This is a genomic window from Hyunsoonleella sp. 2307UL5-6 (assembly GCF_047345485.1).
Lineage (GTDB): Bacteria > Bacteroidota > Bacteroidia > Flavobacteriales > Flavobacteriaceae > Jejuia.
The window spans coordinates 57,924-75,573 of sequence record NZ_JBLFEN010000002.1; the positions used below are offsets into that span (position 1 = coordinate 57,924).

At 30.9% G+C, this 17,650-nt stretch carries 21 protein-coding genes and 1 other RNA gene; 14 read left to right on the forward strand and 8 right to left on the reverse strand.

The window, feature by feature from the left end; all coding sequences use genetic code 11:
* Positions 1-57: 57 nt before the first annotated feature.
* Both ACKGJY_RS03735 and typA read right to left on the reverse strand, forming a co-directional pair.
* The gene (locus ACKGJY_RS03735) at positions 58-288 is read right to left on the reverse strand and encodes a uroporphyrinogen decarboxylase (protein WP_413972513.1); all 231 of its coding nucleotides are present in this window, start codon (positions 286-288) and stop codon (positions 58-60) included.
* Between the two features lie 14 nt (positions 289-302).
* Complete coding sequence (typA, locus tag ACKGJY_RS03740; protein ID WP_413972514.1) at positions 303-2,102, reverse strand: translational GTPase TypA; 1,800 nt, start codon at positions 2,100-2,102, stop codon at positions 303-305.
* Positions 2,103-2,492: 390 nt separating this feature from the next.
* Between typA and kdsA the strand changes: the two genes are divergently transcribed.
* The gene (gene kdsA, locus ACKGJY_RS03745) at positions 2,493-3,314 is read left to right on the forward strand and encodes a 3-deoxy-8-phosphooctulonate synthase (RefSeq protein ID WP_413972515.1); all 822 of its coding nucleotides are present in this window, start codon (positions 2,493-2,495) and stop codon (positions 3,312-3,314) included.
* A gap of 34 nt (positions 3,315-3,348) precedes the next feature.
* Positions 3,349-3,585, forward strand: a complete 237-nt coding sequence (locus ACKGJY_RS03750) for a CDGSH iron-sulfur domain-containing protein (protein WP_413972516.1) — start codon at positions 3,349-3,351, stop codon at positions 3,583-3,585.
* A 40-nt stretch (positions 3,586-3,625) separates the two neighbouring features.
* On the opposite strand, the gene ACKGJY_RS03755 is transcribed toward ACKGJY_RS03750, so the two are convergent.
* Positions 3,626-4,006, reverse strand: a complete 381-nt coding sequence (locus ACKGJY_RS03755; RefSeq protein ID WP_413972517.1) for a DUF1801 domain-containing protein — start codon at positions 4,004-4,006, stop codon at positions 3,626-3,628.
* A gap of 90 nt (positions 4,007-4,096) precedes the next feature.
* Between ACKGJY_RS03755 and ACKGJY_RS03760 the strand changes: the two genes are divergently transcribed.
* From ACKGJY_RS03760 to ACKGJY_RS03790, 7 genes are all read left to right on the forward strand, one after another.
* Positions 4,097-4,708: a hypothetical protein gene (locus ACKGJY_RS03760; protein ID WP_413972518.1), complete on the forward strand. Its 612-nt coding sequence runs from the start codon at positions 4,097-4,099 to the stop codon at positions 4,706-4,708.
* Positions 4,709-5,107: 399 nt separating this feature from the next.
* Positions 5,108-5,404, forward strand: a complete 297-nt coding sequence (locus ACKGJY_RS03765; RefSeq protein ID WP_413972519.1) for a winged helix-turn-helix domain-containing protein — start codon at positions 5,108-5,110, stop codon at positions 5,402-5,404.
* Between the two features lie 51 nt (positions 5,405-5,455).
* Positions 5,456-6,217: a ferritin-like domain-containing protein gene (locus ACKGJY_RS03770; protein WP_413972520.1), complete on the forward strand. Its 762-nt coding sequence runs from the start codon at positions 5,456-5,458 to the stop codon at positions 6,215-6,217.
* 20 nt (positions 6,218-6,237) lie between these two features.
* A complete protein-coding gene (gene creD / locus ACKGJY_RS03775; protein ID WP_413972521.1) occupies positions 6,238-7,608 on the forward strand; it encodes a cell envelope integrity protein CreD in 1,371 nt (456 codons plus the stop codon).
* 154 nt (positions 7,609-7,762) lie between these two features.
* Entirely contained in the window at positions 7,763-8,050 is a 288-nt protein-coding gene (locus tag ACKGJY_RS03780) for a hypothetical protein (RefSeq protein ID WP_413972522.1), read from the forward strand.
* Positions 8,047-8,430 carry a DUF2809 domain-containing protein gene (locus ACKGJY_RS03785; protein WP_413972523.1) on the forward strand — a complete coding sequence of 128 codons (384 nt, stop codon included), beginning with the start codon at positions 8,047-8,049 and terminating at the stop codon, positions 8,428-8,430. The genes ACKGJY_RS03780 and ACKGJY_RS03785 overlap by 4 nt, the downstream gene beginning before the upstream one ends.
* Positions 8,417-9,079, forward strand: coding sequence for a DUF1361 domain-containing protein (locus ACKGJY_RS03790; protein WP_413972524.1), 663 nt, complete (start codon positions 8,417-8,419; stop codon positions 9,077-9,079). The genes ACKGJY_RS03785 and ACKGJY_RS03790 overlap by 14 nt, the downstream gene beginning before the upstream one ends.
* A 2-nt stretch (positions 9,080-9,081) precedes the next feature.
* Here ACKGJY_RS03790 and ACKGJY_RS03795 read toward each other — a convergent pair whose 3' ends face one another.
* The gene (locus tag ACKGJY_RS03795; protein ID WP_413972994.1) at positions 9,082-9,198 is read right to left on the reverse strand and encodes an HVA1 family protein; all 117 of its coding nucleotides are present in this window, start codon (positions 9,196-9,198) and stop codon (positions 9,082-9,084) included.
* Positions 9,199-9,590: 392 nt separating this feature from the next.
* On the opposite strand from ACKGJY_RS03795, the gene ssrA reads away from it, so the two are divergent.
* Positions 9,591-9,985, forward strand: a transfer-messenger RNA (tmRNA) gene (gene ssrA, locus ACKGJY_RS03800).
* Positions 9,986-10,233: 248 nt separating this feature from the next.
* Here ssrA and ACKGJY_RS03805 read toward each other — a convergent pair.
* The 3 genes from ACKGJY_RS03805 to ACKGJY_RS03815 are packed head-to-tail and all read right to left on the reverse strand — an operon-like array spanning position 10,234 to position 11,708.
* Positions 10,234-11,184: a HipA domain-containing protein gene (locus ACKGJY_RS03805; protein ID WP_413972525.1), complete on the reverse strand. Its 951-nt coding sequence runs from the start codon at positions 11,182-11,184 to the stop codon at positions 10,234-10,236.
* Positions 11,177-11,494 (reverse strand): HipA N-terminal domain-containing protein, encoded by a 318-nt coding sequence (locus ACKGJY_RS03810; protein ID WP_413972526.1) that lies wholly within the window; start codon positions 11,492-11,494, stop codon positions 11,177-11,179. Before ACKGJY_RS03810 ends, ACKGJY_RS03805 begins: the two co-directional genes overlap by 8 nt.
* Positions 11,466-11,708, reverse strand: coding sequence for a transcriptional regulator (locus ACKGJY_RS03815; RefSeq protein ID WP_413972527.1), 243 nt, complete (start codon positions 11,706-11,708; stop codon positions 11,466-11,468). The genes ACKGJY_RS03810 and ACKGJY_RS03815 overlap by 29 nt, the downstream gene beginning before the upstream one ends.
* A gap of 614 nt (positions 11,709-12,322) precedes the next feature.
* Between ACKGJY_RS03815 and ACKGJY_RS03820 the strand changes: the two genes are divergently transcribed.
* The 4 genes from ACKGJY_RS03820 (at position 12,323) to ACKGJY_RS03835 (ending at position 15,522) form a co-directional block, all read left to right on the forward strand.
* Positions 12,323-12,685 (forward strand): fructose 1,6-bisphosphatase, encoded by a 363-nt coding sequence (locus ACKGJY_RS03820; protein ID WP_413972528.1) that lies wholly within the window; start codon positions 12,323-12,325, stop codon positions 12,683-12,685.
* A gap of 13 nt (positions 12,686-12,698) precedes the next feature.
* Entirely contained in the window at positions 12,699-13,517 is an 819-nt protein-coding gene (locus ACKGJY_RS03825; RefSeq protein WP_413972529.1) for a cell envelope biogenesis protein OmpA, read from the forward strand.
* Complete coding sequence (locus tag ACKGJY_RS03830; RefSeq protein ID WP_413972530.1) at positions 13,504-13,995, forward strand: Rab family GTPase; 492 nt, start codon at positions 13,504-13,506, stop codon at positions 13,993-13,995. Before ACKGJY_RS03825 ends, ACKGJY_RS03830 begins: the two co-directional genes overlap by 14 nt.
* Positions 13,996-14,211: 216 nt before the next feature.
* The gene (locus tag ACKGJY_RS03835; protein WP_413972531.1) at positions 14,212-15,522 is read left to right on the forward strand and encodes a hybrid sensor histidine kinase/response regulator; all 1,311 of its coding nucleotides are present in this window, start codon (positions 14,212-14,214) and stop codon (positions 15,520-15,522) included.
* Between the two features lie 98 nt (positions 15,523-15,620).
* Here ACKGJY_RS03835 and ACKGJY_RS03840 read toward each other — a convergent pair whose 3' ends face one another.
* Positions 15,621-17,642 carry an OmpA family protein gene (locus tag ACKGJY_RS03840; RefSeq protein ID WP_413972532.1) on the reverse strand — a complete coding sequence of 674 codons (2,022 nt, stop codon included), beginning with the start codon at positions 17,640-17,642 and terminating at the stop codon, positions 15,621-15,623.
* Positions 17,643-17,650 lie beyond the last annotated feature (8 nt).

Below are 17,650 nucleotides of genomic sequence, written 5' to 3' on the forward strand. Positions count from 1 at the left end.
ATAGCCCTCAAATATACAAAACGAAACTTTAGAGAAATATTGTTATTAATTAGATACTTATTTCTTTTTAAAAATATAGTATAAATTAATAACTAAAATGGCAATATTAGTTAATATTATCGGCTTAGAAATGGGTTGTAAATATATACCGTAAGCTACAAAAAGTAAGCAACCTAAAGCGTTTACAAGTCTTAATTTAATGATAGATTTCATTAAAAAAGATACTAAAACGGTAGCCATAGCTATATATCCTAACCATTCTACCGTTTCAATACCTAAAAATGTCATTTAAAATTGTATTATTAAATAGACTTATTACGCTTGCGTTCTACTTCTGTTAAGTAAATCTTTCTTAAACGCAAATGGTTTGGTGTAACCTCTACATATTCATCTTTTTGTATGTATTCTAATGCTTCTTCTAAAGAGAATTTAATTGCGGGTACAATTTTGGCTTTATCATCGGCTCCTGATGAACGTACATTACTTAATTTTTTGGTTTTAGTAACGTTAACCGTCATATCATCTCCACGAGAGTTCTCACCAATTACTTGTCCTTCATAAATATCTTCTCCTGGATCCACAAAAAACTTACCTCTATCTTGTAGCTTATCGATAGAATAAGGAATTGCTTGTCCTTTTTCCATAGATACTAAAGAGCCATTTTGACGTTCAGGAATACCGCCTTTTAATGGCTGATATTCTTTAAAGCGGTGCGCCATAATAGCTTCACCTGCAGTAGCCGTTAATAATTGGTTACGTAACCCAATAATTCCTCTAGATGGTACTATGAATTCGCAAACCATGCGTTCGCCTTTGGCTTCCATACTAAGCATTTCTCCTTTTCGCATTGTTACCATTTCTATAGCTTTACCAGATACTGTTTCGGGTAAATCAATCGTCATCTCTTCAACAGGCTCGCATTTTACACCATCAATATTTTTAATAATTACTTGTGGTTGCCCTATTTGTAGTTCGTAGCCTTCACGACGCATGGTTTCTATTAATACAGATAAATGTAATACACCACGACCAAAAACCATAAATTTATCGGCACTATCAGTTTCTTCAACACGTAGTGCTAAGTTTTTTTCTAATTCTTTAGTTAAACGGTCTTTTATATGTCTAGAGGTTACATATTTACCATCTTTTCCAAAAAACGGTGAATCATTAATAGTAAATAACATACTCATAGTAGGCTCATCTATAGCTATGGTTTTTAAACCTTCAGGATTTTCCCAGTCGGCAACCGTATCACCAATCTCAAAACCTTCTAACCCTACAATAGCACAAATATCTCCAGCTTTAACTTCTTCAACCTTTTTGCGTCCTAAACCTTCAAACGTGTGTAGTTCTTTAATTTTAGATTTTACTATAGATTTATCTCTTTTTACTAATGAAATATTCTGGTTTACTTTCAACTCACCACGCGTTAAACGCCCAATAGCAATTCTTCCTGTAAAAGACGAAAAATCTAAAGACGTAATTAACATTTGTGTTGTGCCTTCTTCAATTTTTGGCTCCGGAATATGTTCAATAACCATATCTAATAATGGCTCAATATTTTCAGTTTCATTTTGCCAATCATCACTCATCCAGTTGTTTTTTGCAGAACCATAAACAGTTGGGAAATCCAATTGCCATTCTTCGGCACCCAACTCAAACATCAAGTCAAATACCTTTTCGTGTACCTCATCTGGGGTACAGTTTTCTTTATCCACTTTATTTACTACCACACATGGTTTTAAACCTAAATCAATGGCTTTTTGTAATACAAAACGCGTTTGCGGCATTGGCCCTTCAAAAGCATCTACTAAAAGTAGTACACCATCTGCCATATTTAAAACACGCTCTACTTCACCACCAAAATCGGCGTGACCAGGTGTATCTATAATATTAATTTTAGTGTCTTTATAAATTACAGAAACATTTTTAGAAGTAATAGTAATACCTCTTTCACGTTCTAAATCGTTATTATCAAGAATTAAATCGCCTGTATTTTCGTTCTCACGAAACAACTGACAGTGATACATAATCTTATCAACCAAAGTAGTTTTACCATGATCTACGTGTGCAATAATTGCAATGTTTTTAATATTAGCCATAATAGTGCCTTATTTTAAGCGTGCAAAGGTACGTGTTATTTGTCAGATAGTTAAAAATATGTTATAATTAATATTCTATGAAATTTGTGAATGACATCTTCGTTATTTATTAAAACACATATGCCTCTCAAATAGTATAATTAACAAAGCCTCTTTTCTATGAAAATATCAAGTTTAAAAGACAGTTTGTATCTAATTTTTTTAGTAATGTTTTGGTTTGGGATACTAAAAATCTCCACTAATCTATTACATATCTCACCTAAATTCAAACAGCTTATTATTTTTGTTGGGCTTTTAATAGCTATTAATTTTTCAATGATATTTAGGCTTATAAGAAATTATAGAAAAGTACGCATTTAATATGTAACTTTGTGGTTAAATTTTAATTAAATGCATCTCAGCGAAGTTCCAAAAATTAAACATTCCAATTCTAATAATTTTTTTTTACTGTGTGGCCCATGTGCTATAGAAGGTGAAGATATGGCATTACGTATTGCTGAAAAAGTAATTTCCATTACAGACAAATTAGAGATTCCGTATATATTTAAAGGGAGTTTTAAAAAAGCAAATCGAAGCAGAATTGATAGTTTTACAGGTATAGGTGATAAAAAAGCATTAAAAATACTGAGAAAAATTTCTGAAACATTTGATGTACCTACAGTTACTGATATTCATGAAGTTACAGACGCAACCAAAGCTGCTGAATATGTAGATGTATTACAAATTCCTGCATTTTTAGTACGCCAAACCGATTTAGTTGTAGCTGCTGCCGAAACTGGTAAAGTAGTGAATTTAAAAAAAGGCCAGTTTATGAGTCCCGAGGCCATGAAACACGCCGTACAAAAAGTAAAAGACGCTGGTAGTAACAAGGCTTGGATTACTGATAGAGGTACTATGTTTGGATACCAAGATATGGTGGTAGATTTTAGAGGCATTCCTACTATGCGAAAATTTGCACCTACTGTTTTAGATGTAACACACTCTTTACAACAACCAAATCAATCAGCAGGTGTTACAGGAGGCAGACCAGACATGATAGAAACTATTGCTAGAGCTGGTGTAGTAAATCATGTAGATGGCTTATTTATAGAAACACATTTCGATCCTGCAACTGCTAAAAGTGATGGAGCAAATATGCTACACTTAAATAATTTAGAATCGTTATTAACTAACTTAGTTTCCATAAGAAAAACTGTAAATAGTTTGAAATAATAGTATTTTAGGCACTAACATTTACTATAAAATCATGGAAAATAACAAACGAGCTGGCGATGCTCCTATAGCATGCGAATTAGAAGCAAATAAAAACTATGCGTGGTGTACTTGTGGCCACAGTGACGATCAACCATTTTGTAACGGATCTCACAGAGCTGCAAAGGCAACACCATCAATGGTTTTTACAGTTGAAGAAGATAAAACAGCATACTTGTGCACTTGTAAACAAACTAAAAACCCACCGTATTGTGATGGGTCACATAATTAAAAATAGCTTTCAAAAAATAATTTTTAATAGATATACGATACTATTTTTTTCTTGCTTTTAAAATCAATTTAAAAGGATTTGTATTTACTTCTAGTTGCTTTTTAAGAACATAAATTATGATAGTATCATCAATATCTGCAATAGATTTGTAACGTAAAGACCTGACGGATTTTCTCGTTCCAGCTACAAAACACTCTGTATAATTATCCATACTTTCAAAATGCCAAAAAGCTAAATCTACATAATCTTTAGATTGATTTAAGAAACATATTGGAATTCCGTTGTTATAAAAAAAGGGAATGCGCCATTTGTATAACATCTCAGAATTAGGAATTACTGCCTCAATAATAGCTTGCAATTGCAATAAGATAGATTTGTAGGGTTCTACTTGTTTTAATATGTATTCTTCGGCAGGATTCATTATCTTATTATAGTTTTCATAAAATTAGTGAAAATTTATAAGTAATTATCCAATTAAATTCATTTACTTTGTATTTCAAAGTACTTTTATATGGAGTCAAAAGATTATTTAAAAGACATTAGTGAGATAAAAAATATGATGAATAAATCGTCTAGATTTATTTCACTAAGCGGATTATCTGGTATACTTGCTGGTATTTATGCACTAATAGGTGCTGCAATTGTATATTGGTTAGTTACAGATTATAGCTATGGTGTATTAAAACTAGATGGTTGGGTTTTTGATACCTGTATACTAATTTTATGCATGGTTGCTGTATTAAGTATTGGTACTGGCATACTATTAACAACAAAAAAGGCTAAAAAACATGGTGCTAAAATTTGGGACAATACCTCTAGACGTTTAGTGTTTAATTTTTTGATACCGCTTATTGTTGGCGGACTTTATATTTTAATCATTTTAGGTCAAGGAAAATATGGGCAATCTGGTGGCTTAATGTTAATTTTTTATGGTTTAGCGCTAGTTAATGCCTCAAAATACAGTATTGGCGATATTCAGTATTTAGGTTATATCCAAATTGTATTAGGGCTTATTGGTGCTTGGAAACCAGGATACGGATTTTGGCTTTGGGTTATAGGGTTTGGTGTAATGCATATTGTGTATGGCAGTTGGATGCATTTTAAATATGATGTTAAGAAATAAACTTATGGAAGACAAAAAGAATTCTATAATTGTATTAGGAATTATAACAATATTCATTTCGTTGTTATTTCAAAAATCAACTCATCTTTTAATATCAATAATAATCTACGGAATAGTTTTATTTATATTAGGGTTTTATTATTACACAAATAAATATTTCTTTTGGGCAACTGTTATATTAATAATGCCATGGGTAAGTTTAATTTATTTTCAATTTTTACGAAGATTATATTATCTAATTCCCTTCGGAGGTGAAAGATCTAATGGTATGGGGTCACCATTTTTATTTTTTATTGGAATGTTATTTGAATTACCATTTATAATTGGCATATCATATATATGTTACAATATATACAAAGATATCTCTAAGCATAAATTACATAAAATATAAGATATAAATTGAGTATTATAAACAACATAAATAAGCTATTCGATCATCGTATTAGACTAGGCATCATGTCTATACTTATGGTGAACGAGTATGCCGATTTTAATATGTTGAAAGAACTTTTAGGCGCTACAGATGGTAATTTAGCAAGCCATACAAAAGCCCTTGAAAAAGCTGAATATATAAAAGTTGAAAAACAATTTATTGGTAGAAAACCAAACACCCGCTACTCTACCACCACACTTGGTAAAGCAGCATTTAAAAAACATATTGAAGCCCTTGAAGCTATCATAAATAAACAGAAATAATTTTTTTTATAAATATACTTTGAATTTCAAAGTACTTTAAAATTAAATAAAATGAATCATACATCTACGAAATCCATTAGTAATTTTAATTATTGGCTTAATCATTTTAAAACTAACCAAAACCAATTTAACCATATTACATGGTGTGTACATTCTGAATTAACTTCAAAAGAAATAAGCATAATTACAAGTTCTATCCAACAATTTCAAAAGGGTGAAAATTCTGAGGGCAAACATCTTATTCAATATGCTAAACAACAAGGTGACACAACCTACCTACAAACTATAAAACTATTTATAAAAGAAGAACAAAAACATGCGCTAGTACTTGGTAAATACATGGAAACTCATAAAATAGACAAAATTAAATCACATTGGATAGATGGTGTTTATAGAAATTTACGAAAATTATCATCGCTTGAAAATTCAATTATTGTGCTTTTAACTGCTGAAATAATAGCAGCTATATACTACATAGCGCTAAGAGATTGTACCAATTCAAAAACACTAAAAGCAATATGTAATCAAATTTTACAAGATGAAGATATGCACATTAATTTTCAATCTTACACCCTTAGTCATTTCTATAGTAACAAATCATTAATAAGTAAAATATACAGTAGGCTGTTTCACAAAATTTTAATGATTGCAACAATAATGATAGTATGGTTATACCATAAAGATGTATTACTCAATGGTGGATTTTCCTTTTCTTTTTTCTATAAATCTGTATTTGATGAATTCAAAAAATCAGAAAAAATTATTAAAAACACACACAGATATAATCAAAATACTATTACCAATCTAGTTTAAATATTAAAAACTCTAAAAAAATGGAAATACAACACCTACCACCGCAACAAAATAAATTTAGTCAATGGTTAAAAACCTCTATTACAGCAAGAATGCTCATGGTGGGCTTTCTTGTTATTATATTACTTATTCCACTATCCTTTATTAATAATCTAATTAATGAGCGTGCTTTTAGACAACAAGATGTGGTAAATGAAATTAACCAAAAATGGGGTAATAATGTGTTAGTATATGGCCCTATGATAAAATTACCTTATAAAACTTACACCGAAACTAAAACATATAACGAAAAGACCAAAACCTATTTTAAGGAAACACAAATCCATAAAAAATATGCTTACATATTTCCTGAACATCTTAATGCTAAGGTAGATGTAAACTCAAAAACCTTAAAACGAGGTAACTTTGAGTCTGCAGTGTTTACAACACAAATGGATTTTAACGGGCAGTATATCCCTGTAGATTTAACTTCTAAAGGCATAAAATCAGAAGATATTATTTGGGATAAAGCAAGTATTGTAATTAAAACATCCAATTTAAAAGGTATAAAAAGTGAAGTGCAAATAAAACTAAATAATAAAGCCTATAGTTTTGAAACTAACTTTAACCAAAACAATAATAGTAACCTCGATATTTTAGAATCTAGTTTTATAAATGGAAGCGACGCATTTAAAACTAAAAAAACAGATTTTACATTCTCTATAAAATTTAATGGAAGCACAAAACTAGAATTAATTCCTATAGGTAAGACTACTAAAATGGAGATGTCTTCTAATTGGGCAGACCCCAGTTTTATTGGGAACTACCTGCCTAATGATGAAACTAAAAGCATCTCTAAAAAAGGTTTTAAAGCAGATTGGAAAGTACTGTATATTAACAGAGCATTTTCTCAACAACACCTTAAAAAAATCCCAAATCTTAATCAATTTGCATTTGGTACCAAATTTATGGTTATGGTAGACGAGTATCAAAAAAGCGAACGCTCAGCTAAATATGGTTTTCTGGTTATTGGTCTTACATTTTTAGTGTTTTTCCTTATCCAAACACTAAGTAAAATAAACATTCATCCGTTTCAGTATCTTATGATAGGGCTCGCTTTAACTATGTTTTACACATTATTAGTTTCTATATCAGAGCACAGTAATTTTTTAAAAGCCTATTTGGTAGCTGGTATATCAGTCATTGCACTCATTACACTTTATTCAAAATCTATATTAAAAACATTTAAGTTCCCGCTATTTATTGGTGCGTCCCTAAGTGCGTTATATACATTTATCTACGTTATCATACAGTTAGAAAATTATGCACTACTAGTAGGTAGTATTGGTTTATTCCTAATTCTAGCCATCGTCATGTTTGTATCTCGAAAAATAGATTGGAACAACGGTTAGTTTATTAATTAGTTTTTTAGGATGCCCGCCTACCTTCTTAAAGTAGGTAGGCAGGTTTCCCTCGCTAAAAAAAGCGAGGTTGCACTATTCACTTTATCTTTCATGGTACCTCAAAAAAAGAATATTGTTTTAATCGCTAACGCAAAAGACTACTATGAAAAATATAATAACAACTAGCAAAGCTATTGCAGCTGTAAGCTTTATAATTGGCACAATTTTGTTTGCCTTACAAATGTACACATTGTCAAATACTCTTATAAGACCTGGAGTGGCGTTTATTGCGATAGCTACAATTGTAAATATTTTGAGTCTCTTAGCTCTTATTTTTTTATTATTAAATACAAAAACACATAAAATTATAATCTTTAAAACAATCGGTATAGTACTACTCAATATTCCTGTGGCACTTTTATACTTTAGAATTTTAATAAAATTTATATGACGTTAATACACAACAAAACCTACTTACTACTAACAATTCTACTTTTTATAACAGAAGTACTTATAGCCATATACCTAAAAACAGGTTTTATTCGTCATACCGTTGGTGACTTTTTAGTAGTTATTTTAATCTATTGTTTTTTTAAAAGTTTTTTTAAAATAAAAGCAATAAAATTAGCAATAGCTGTATTTCTTTTTGCCCTATGTATCGAGTTGCTCCAACTACTTAATATACTTAGCCTACTTGGTATGGAAAATAATAGCATTGCTATTTTACTTTTAGGAAGCACGTTTCATTTTACAGATGTAATGGCTTATGCTTTTGGCGCAATAGCAGTTTTGTTTATAGACTTAAAATTAATACCACATGGAAACTATTAAAAACCTTTTATCAAATCGTTTTAAAACTATATCTGTTTTAACAGTTTCGATACTTTTTAGCATTCTCATTTTAATGATTAGAATGAAATTAACACACTCCTACTTTTACTTGTTTTTGGTTTGGAATTTATTTTTAGCAGTCATTCCCTACACCATAACCACATATTTGGTAAGCATCCCCAAACCTAATAAATTATGGTTGGTACTTTGTTTTGGGGTTTGGCTGCTTTTTTTACCCAATGCGCCATATATTATTACAGATTTATTGCATTTAAAAATAAGCACCACTGCCTCGTTATGGTTAGATATTTTAGTTATCCTATCATTTGCTGGCAATGGTTTATTATTGTTTTTTCTTTCAGTTTCTGATATGATGGCTATTTTAAAATCTTACTTAAATCATACTAAGATAACATACGTTATTTTTACTATTTGTTTACTAAATGGCTTTGGCGTGTATCTTGGGCGGTTTTTACGCTATAACTCTTGGGAGATTTTAAGTAACCCAAAGTACCTTTTTGTAGATATTTTTAATATTATACTAAAACCCTTTCAAAACATAGACGTTTGGTTATTTACTTTTTTATTTGGGCTCTTTTTGAGTTTAGGCTATTGGATGTTTACTAATTTAACATTTCAAAAAAAATAATACTAGTCTACATTTTCAACTTCACTTTCAGATTTTAAAACATAATCACCATCATCTTGTTCAATATAAAGTGCTTTATTCCCTGATTCACCGTTTCTAGTTACATCGTTTCCCTTTATGGTTTTAGTAACTTTTTTAGTGTAGGTTTCTTTAACTTTTCCTGTTGCGGTGCCGTTTCCATTTAACTTGTGTGCCTATTTGTATCATATTTTTATTTTAAAATTATTAATTTTTTGCGAAAATTTGTCTGGTTTGTTACATAAATTACTTGTGGTACAGCTTTTGAGTTATTATTTGTTGTGAAACAGCACTTTTAAAAAAACACAAATTTTGGCAGGTTTTACAAAGAAATTGATAAATTTGCCCCTGCGTTAGGGATTGCAGCGGCATCCTTTTGCTTTTTTGCAAAAGATATAGCGGAAAGCCCGACCCCTTGTGGGTAACGCCCAACTTCTCGATACAATTCCGACAAAAATTGGAATTACTCGAAATGATAAATTTAATTGATAACGGGGTCGACTGGTTTTGACAGCGAGATTAATTGAACGGTAAGCACGTCGTGTAATGGCATTGAAACACGTAAAAGGCTAGACCAAATTTTAAACGGCGAGAATAACTACGCTTTAGCTGCATAATCTGAATTATAGTAGGATTGGCCTAGTCCCGCAAGGCGGGAAAGCTTTATGTCTCCGGAAAGCCTTGATTAACGGCGTTCTATTTTGAGGCATCGTAAATGTTAATATAGAAAAGGTGGTGCTTTGTTGCCTTTTTGAAACTAAAGAAGCTAAGTGGTGAGTGGGTTGTCTTTAACCAGCTTATCATCTAAAAACTAAGAAAAGACTAAACGTGTAGAAAGCTCTTTGGTTACTTGTTTGGACGAGAGTTCGATTCTCTCCGACTCCACTTTTAGAGTATTAAAACCCTGTAGTCATATGATTTACAGGGTTTTTTGTTTTATTTGATATCAAATAATATCATTTAAAACCATATAAAAGGTGACCGAATTGGTAATCTTTTTTGAATTTTAAAACAGGTCTCACTAAACATATCTTGATCTATCTTCTATATAATTATACCAAGTTTTAATTTTGATTTTACGTTTGCTTGAATCGGCTAAATTTAAAACCTTCGGAAGAAAATTATATTGAAAAAAATTATAATTTTATCTCAAGTTTTTCCATTTTAATATGAATCAAACTCCTAAAATTCTCTTTCTGATGTTGCGAAAGAAAACTATAGTCAATCAATCCAGACCATTCCTGCATCCCTTTTTCAATACGCTTCCAAAGATTTTCAATTGCTTTTTCTGGTATATGTGCTTTTAACATAGCTTCATTAAAATCGTTTCGTTTTAACTTTCGCTTCTTTCCATTAAGATTCAATGCCAAATCTTCTAAATCGTCTGGCAATAATAATTCTGCTGAAATCATATCGTAAGCTGGTGCGAGTTCGTATGCATTGGGTTCTTTTGCAATAAGCGAAAAATTCTTTAGGTGCATATCATTATTTCCTATTAAGAAAGAAATAATCACTTGTTCGTAAAAGTGAACAACGTCCTTTATAGGGTTTTTAGAGTAGGCGATAATACCTTTAGCGATTTGCTCATAAGAACCACGATATTTATGTTCTGTTAGTCGCTCATTAAATTGACACGCATCTTCCATAGCAAACTTATCGCCTTGCGCATTGCGATCTATACGTCTCGTTATATAAGCCAACTCTCCACCTTTTAAAGGCAGTAATAAAAAAGGAACGGTATCAATGCCACAGGCTTGGGTCATTAGCATACACAAGGCTTCTAGTTCTGGCATTTGTGGATAAGTAGAATAAGGTGGTTTTAAAATATATCTCCCGTTTAAAGCGCCAACTATGGTTAAACGTTCTTCAGTAGCTGTTTTTGTAAAGCCCATTGATAATTTAGGCTGCACACCTGTTACTATAATACGCTGTGCAACGTTTTCTTCAGCAAGCTCATTTATTTGTGACACGTCATAGTCTAATTGAAATACAGGTGTATCACTTTCCCAGAAACGAGCAAGACAAGCAGGGTGATACTGATGATCTCCTGATGCTAATGGTTTATGACAAGCTAAACAACTACTCATTTTCTATAATACTTATGTTACCTATGCAATCACGACAGGTGGTTAGTAATAATCCCATGCGATCTCTTGGGTTAAGTTTCCAGTTTTTCTGTGCAATATCTAGCAACCATCCTTCTGGAATTAGTCCGTCAAAAAATGGAAATAAAATATCTGATACGAAAGGGTCTTCCTGCAACGGAAATGTTAATGATACAGGTGTTGCATTTTTCAATGATAAATAGGTTTTATCATATTGAAATAAATAACCTTCGTCATTTTCAGTAAGCATTCCTGCTTTTTGGTTACTCACCCAAATTTCTCCTTGTCTCATCGCTTATAGGTGTTGGTGTTAATGTATGACCAAAAAATAGTAATACTTGATTTACTTTATCGGTCATTAAATTTGGTTTTCCTTGCTCTAGGTCTCGCACAAAGCGAAGTCCAACACCAGTCAGGTCAGACAACTCTAACTGTGTCATTTTACTTTCTTTTCTACTTATTCTAACGAAGTCAGCAATAGCGTTATGTCGATTCCAATCTTTCATAATTATACCCATAAAGGTGTAAGATGATGCAATATAATAATTTTATACCTCATTAGGTATAATTTATAATAATAATTATTAAATATACCTTTAAGGGTATATAAAACTACCCGGTTAATAAAGCTTATGAATTGAAAGCAAAAGTGTAAATTAAATAAACTATATGTAATTACATATAATATTAATTGAACCCGCACTTTTATATTTAATTGCATATAGAATCAAGAAAATCTTTACTTTTCTATTTTAACAAGATTGTTATTATTTAAAGACTAATTTGCAATTCGCGAAACGTAAATTACAAATCGAAAAAATAAAATTTGTGCCATTTTGATGAATTTTGAGAAATTCGGACAACCCAAATGTTAAAGTTTGTTAAATCGAGACCAATTCCGTTACCTCTAAATATAGCACCTTTTAAAAGCCCTGTGAACACTATAAAGTTGAAATTATGGTCGTTGTCTCCGACTCCACAAAAACCTGACTAATATTTAGTTGGTTTTTTTTTTTGAGTTAAAAAAAAAAATCAATATGAGGATCAAAAAAGTCAATATTTTAACATATATATCCTTTTTTAACCTACTTTTGTAATACAAGCTAACACTCCCTACAAAATGAAAAAAGAAGCAACTCAAGAACCAAAAGCACATTTAAATGGAACCTCTAAAGAGGCTACTTCTAAAATTGACGCCATAAAAGAGCTTATTTTTGGTGAGAATATTCAAGAATATAATTCTGAATTTGAAGCACTAAAAGCTGATATTTTAGCTAAAAAGGAAGAATTACAAAATTTAATTAGTACTGTAGAATCTGAGCTTCTGCAAAATATTGACTCTCTTAGTACTGATATAAACATAAGAATTACTGATCTTGAAAACTCTATAAACGACAAACTAGATACTATTGACGATAAAAAAGTGAATCGTAAATTATTAAGTGAGTTATTTATAAAAATGGGAGAAAAATTAAGCGATTAACTTATAAATTGCGATGAACCAAGATGAAAAATTAAGTATCATTAAGGATATCTTGCTTACTGATGAGCGAGAATTTGCATCTTCTATTGAGAAAAAAATTAAAATTCTAGAAACTACGGTTAATGAGCCAAAGCTTTTATCAACAAAGGTTGATCCTATAATTGATGAAAAATTAAAGACTTTTATAAAAGAAATGCCAAATACACTTGGCCCTACAATTACCGAAGCTTTAAAAGAGGAAATAAAAAATTCTAAAGATGCTGTTGTTGAAGCGCTTTTTCCGATACTTGGAAAAATGGTTAAGCGCTATGTACAACATGAAATGAAATTACTCTCAGAAAAAATTAATACACAAGTAAATAACACCTTTTCTTTTAAGCGCTTTTTTAGAAAAGCAAAATCTAAAGCTTCGGGTGTAGAAGAATCTGATTTGATTTTACAAGAACAAACCAACACAAAAATAGAACAAGTTATTATTATCGAAAAAGGTTCTGGACTTGTGCTAGCAGAACACTCAAAAGATAAAATGGCAGATGAAGATATGGTTGCTGGAATGCTAACAGCCATAAAAAGCTTTGTTGAAGATGCTTTTAAAAAGGAAAGCCAAAACCTACAATATATAGAATATGATTTGTATCATATACATCTACAAAACTTCTCTTCATTTTATGTAGCTGTGGTGGTATCTGGAGCCTATAACGTGATTTTTAAAGATAAATTAGAAAACAAAATTCTTAATTTTGTAAGCAAACAAAAAGTGGTTGATGTTTTAGATGATAAAATAGTACTTACGCAAAAACTAGAAGATTTTTTTAAGCATGACACTATCTAAAAAAATTGTTTTAATTGGGCATTTCGGGGTTGGTAAAACCTCGTTAATAAGGCGTTTTGTAGAAAATACATTTTCTGAGGATTATAAGGTAACTATTGGTGTTCACATATCGAAAAAAACTATCGACATTACAGATAACAACACATCTGTTTCTCTAATTATTTGGGATTTAGAAGGGCAAGATGATATTAAAAAAACACGCTCATCTTACTTATTAGGAACTCATGGTTTTATTTATGTGTTTGATTTATCTAGACCCGTAACTTTTGAAAACTTAAAATCTGAATTAGATTTTTTAAACGAAAACTATCCAAAAACGCCCGTAAAAGTAGTAGGCAATAAAATGGACTTGGTAAACAAACAATATTTAAGTCAATACAGCGATGTTTTTAAACCTCATGTCGATTTTTTTGTAAGCGCTAAATCTGGTAGTAGAGTTGAAACTCTTTTTTCTAAATTAGCTAAAGCGTTAATTTAAGAGTTTCATTACATGTTAAACAGCTTTAAAAAAAAATACTATAAAAATAATTTTCAGTACATTTTAACTGATAATTTTGGAAATATTACAGAGACTGACAATACGTTATTTACTATTAAGCCGTCTCTCAAAATTCAAAATACTCATCCTTTTTTTGAAGTACTCACAAATATATTGACAATTAGAAATGAGTGCTTTGAATTTTCGTGTGTAAATTTGAATATAGGCGCCATTTCAATAATTGCTGATGTTACCATTCATACAGAAAAAGATAACGCTAACCTTATTATAATAGAAGACTTAACTAAGCATTATAATAATTATCAACTTATAGCTCAAACCAGAAATGAATCTGTAATCAACTCTCAAGTTTTAGAGCTTAAGAATAAGTATTTATTAGAAAAAGAGACGTTTAAAAACAACTTTATAGCCAATTTTAGTCATCAATTAAGAAACCCCATTACCGCATCAATAATTTTTAGTGATTTACTAATAGATAGCGATATAAGTGCTGAACAAAAAAACTATATTAATATTATAAAATCTGCTAATAAAGACTTAAAACATAGAATTGAAGATATTTTAGATACCTCGAAAATTGAATCTAATAAACTAATTTTAATTGATAAAGTTTTCAATTTAAAGCAGCTTTTAAATGAGATTACTGAAGGTTACAGCCATCTTGCCACGAAAAAAAATCTTGAATTTAATATTATTCTAGATCCTAAACTCCCTGAATTTTTACTCGGTGATTCTTATAGGCTGAAACAAATTATAGGAAATTTACTCAACAACGCTATTAAATTCACCAACAAGGGGATAATTGAACTTAAAATAACTTTAAATTACGAAAGAGCTAATAAAGCCAATTTACAGATTGTGGTTAATGATACAGGTATAGGAATTGCTCCAGAGCATCATGAATCTATTTTTTCTAGATTCAAAACATTGTCTACTGATATAAAAAACAATAGTGGTATTGGTTTAGGTTTATCTATTGTTGAACATTTAATTTTAAAAATGAATGGTAATATTGCTGTTGAAAGTGCATTAGGCAAAGGCAGTAAATTTATCTGTAACGTTAATTTTAAAATTACGAGATATAACAAAAGTTTAAAGGAAAAGCTAATAGAAAATTTAGAAGCTAACCATGATAATAAGAAAAATATAGTATTGGTTGAAGATTCTGAATTGATTCAATTATCTATATTGAAAATACTAGCCAATGCGGGTGATTTTTATTTAAATATCATATCAAAAGGTAAAGATCTTATCCCCAATCTTATCGATAAAGATGTAGATTTAATATTATTATCTAATACTGTTGAGGGGTATAGCGCTATGGATTTAACAACATCTATACGTAAACTCTCAAAAATATATAAAAAAACACCTATTGTAGTAGTGTCTTCTGAAGTGTTTAAAGCAGATATAAAGCGTTTTAAGCAAGCTGGTGCAAATGATGTAATACCTAAACCTTTTGATAAAATTAGTTTACTAGAAAAAATACATAAGTATCTAAAATAAGGAACAGGCATAAATGCCTGTTTCTTATTTACCGAATGTTCTAATTCATATTTGGTTTTATCTACATACGTTAATTGAGCGATTTACCGTTTTAAAAGCTACATTTTTACAATAATAAATTCAGAGCGTCTGTTAAGTTGATGCTCCGCTTCGGTACAACTTACACCATCTGCACAATTATTTATCAATTGAGATTCGCCATAACCAGTAGCACTATCAATTCTACTAGCATTTACACCTTGGCTTACAATATATTCTCGAGTGGATTTTGCTCTTCTATCAGACAAGCTTAAGTTATATGCATCCGAGTTTCTTGCATCCGTATGCGATTCAATTGTAATCACCATTTTAGGATATTGTGTCATGAGCAACACAATTTTATTAAGCTCTATAGCTGCATCATTTCGTATGAAAGACTTATCTAAATCAAAATAAATAATACCAATTTTAATTTTTAAGAGTCCGTTTTCCTCAACAATAAGTTCATCAAGTGTTTCCATACCTAATGCCACAACAGTTTCTCCGTTTTCATTTAACGTAACTACTGGTTTATTTTTAGGCTCGTAACCCGTTTTATCGGCAGTAACTTTAAATTTTGTGGCACAATCTAAAACAGTATTAAATTTGTACGCGCCAGCTACATTGGTTATAGTGGTTTCTAATGTTTCTCCAGACTCTGAAAACAGCGTCATTTTTACATCAGAAACACGCTCACCCGTAATGGTGTTTGATACATATCCACGTATGGCTTGTTCACATAATAGACCATCTGGTGCAGGTAAACGCACAAAAGAGTAAATATCATCGTCGCCCTTACCCGTTAATCGGTTTGAGCATACAAATCCTCTATCTTTTTCTTCATTAACAATAAATCCAAAATCGTCAAGTTTACTATTAAGAGGTGCTCCAAGATTAACAGGATTCTGAAATTGTTCATCAAACAACCTACTTTCATATACGTCTAGTCCTCCTAATCCTAAGTGACCATCCGAAGCAAAATACAATGCATTATTGGTAATGTATGGAAACATTTCCCGTCCTGCAGTATTTACCTTATCGCCTAAATTTCTTGGTCTAGAATAGCCTGTAAATGTACTATCTTGTGCTGTGCTTGAATTAACTTCCAATATATCTACAACAAAAATATCGGTTGCACCAATAGAACCTGGCATATCTGAAACAAAGTATAATAACTTTCCATCTTTACTTACCGTTGGATGCCCTACCGAGTAATCTTCACTATTAAATGGCAACTCTTTTACATTTTGCCATGTAGGTATACTATCCGCATTATTGCGCAATTCTGCACTGTACAGTTTTAAGTGATTTGTGCCTTTACCATCACGTCCTAAATCGCCATTATAATTATTTCTTGTAAAATACATTTTGGTTTCATCTGGCGAGAATGCTAATGTAGCTTCATGATAACGCGTGTTTAATTTATCTGAAAACTCATCGATTAGTTTTAAATCTGATTCTATTGAATTTAGCTCACCTAAATACATATTTAAAAAGGGCTGCTCATTCCAATGGTAAATTCTAGTATGAAATGTAGAACTATCTACTGCTGATGAATACACCAATTTATCTTTATAATACATGGGTCCAAAATCTGAATACTTTGTATTGGTTGATACATTTTTAAGTACAAATCGTGGTTCTATATCTAAAATATCTTCAACCGTTATGTTCTTCTGACTAAATTTTGGCGAACGGTCATCTTCATTCTCTGTTCTTTTAGAAAACTCTTTCATCCAGCGTTTTGCTTCTCTATACTTACCAATACCTTGTAGTGTATGTGCATATCTAAAAATATATTCGGCATCAACATCAGCATAAAAGTCTGAAACTAATTTATCATACCATCTGTGAGCGTTTTCCATATCTGTATTAAAATAATAAGAATCGCCTGCTCTTTTCAGTAGGTTTACATACGTAGAATCGCTTGTAACATTGAAGCCTTTATTTTTCCTTTCGGCTTTTTTAAGCTCTAACTCATACAAAGAAGAGGCGTCTTTATACCACATTCTATCAAACAACCTATCAGCTTTTTCATTTGAAGTTTGTGCTAGTGTGATGCTGGCAGTAGCTAAAAATAAGAGTGTAATTATATTTTTCATGTAGCTCA

Coding starts and splice junctions, on each gene's coding strand:
- ACKGJY_RS03760 (WP_413972518.1), top strand. CDS start 4,097: ATGGAGTCAAAAGATTATTTAAAAGACATTAGTGAGATAAAAAATATG.
- ACKGJY_RS03755 (WP_413972517.1), bottom strand. CDS start 4,006: ATGAATCCTGCCGAAGAATACATATTAAAACAAGTAGAACCCTACAAA.
- creD (WP_413972521.1), top strand. CDS start 6,238: ATGGAAATACAACACCTACCACCGCAACAAAATAAATTTAGTCAATGG.
- ACKGJY_RS03825 (WP_413972529.1), top strand. CDS start 12,699: ATGAACCAAGATGAAAAATTAAGTATCATTAAGGATATCTTGCTTACT.
- ACKGJY_RS03840 (WP_413972532.1), bottom strand. CDS start 17,642: ATGAAAAATATAATTACACTCTTATTTTTAGCTACTGCCAGCATCACA.
- ACKGJY_RS03735 (WP_413972513.1), bottom strand. CDS start 288: ATGACATTTTTAGGTATTGAAACGGTAGAATGGTTAGGATATATAGCT.
- ACKGJY_RS03820 (WP_413972528.1), top strand. CDS start 12,323: ATGAAAAAAGAAGCAACTCAAGAACCAAAAGCACATTTAAATGGAACC.
- ACKGJY_RS03750 (WP_413972516.1), top strand. CDS start 3,349: ATGGAAAATAACAAACGAGCTGGCGATGCTCCTATAGCATGCGAATTA.
- ACKGJY_RS03770 (WP_413972520.1), top strand. CDS start 5,456: ATGAATCATACATCTACGAAATCCATTAGTAATTTTAATTATTGGCTT.
- ACKGJY_RS03810 (WP_413972526.1), bottom strand. CDS start 11,494: ATGAGACAAGGAGAAATTTGGGTGAGTAACCAAAAAGCAGGAATGCTT.
- typA (WP_413972514.1), bottom strand. CDS start 2,102: ATGGCTAATATTAAAAACATTGCAATTATTGCACACGTAGATCATGGT.
- ACKGJY_RS03830 (WP_413972530.1), top strand. CDS start 13,504: ATGACACTATCTAAAAAAATTGTTTTAATTGGGCATTTCGGGGTTGGT.
- kdsA (WP_413972515.1), top strand. CDS start 2,493: ATGCATCTCAGCGAAGTTCCAAAAATTAAACATTCCAATTCTAATAAT.
- ACKGJY_RS03780 (WP_413972522.1), top strand. CDS start 7,763: ATGAAAAATATAATAACAACTAGCAAAGCTATTGCAGCTGTAAGCTTT.
- ACKGJY_RS03815 (WP_413972527.1), bottom strand. CDS start 11,708: ATGAAAGATTGGAATCGACATAACGCTATTGCTGACTTCGTTAGAATA.
- ACKGJY_RS03790 (WP_413972524.1), top strand. CDS start 8,417: ATGGAAACTATTAAAAACCTTTTATCAAATCGTTTTAAAACTATATCT.
- ACKGJY_RS03785 (WP_413972523.1), top strand. CDS start 8,047: ATGACGTTAATACACAACAAAACCTACTTACTACTAACAATTCTACTT.
- ACKGJY_RS03805 (WP_413972525.1), bottom strand. CDS start 11,184: ATGAGTAGTTGTTTAGCTTGTCATAAACCATTAGCATCAGGAGATCAT.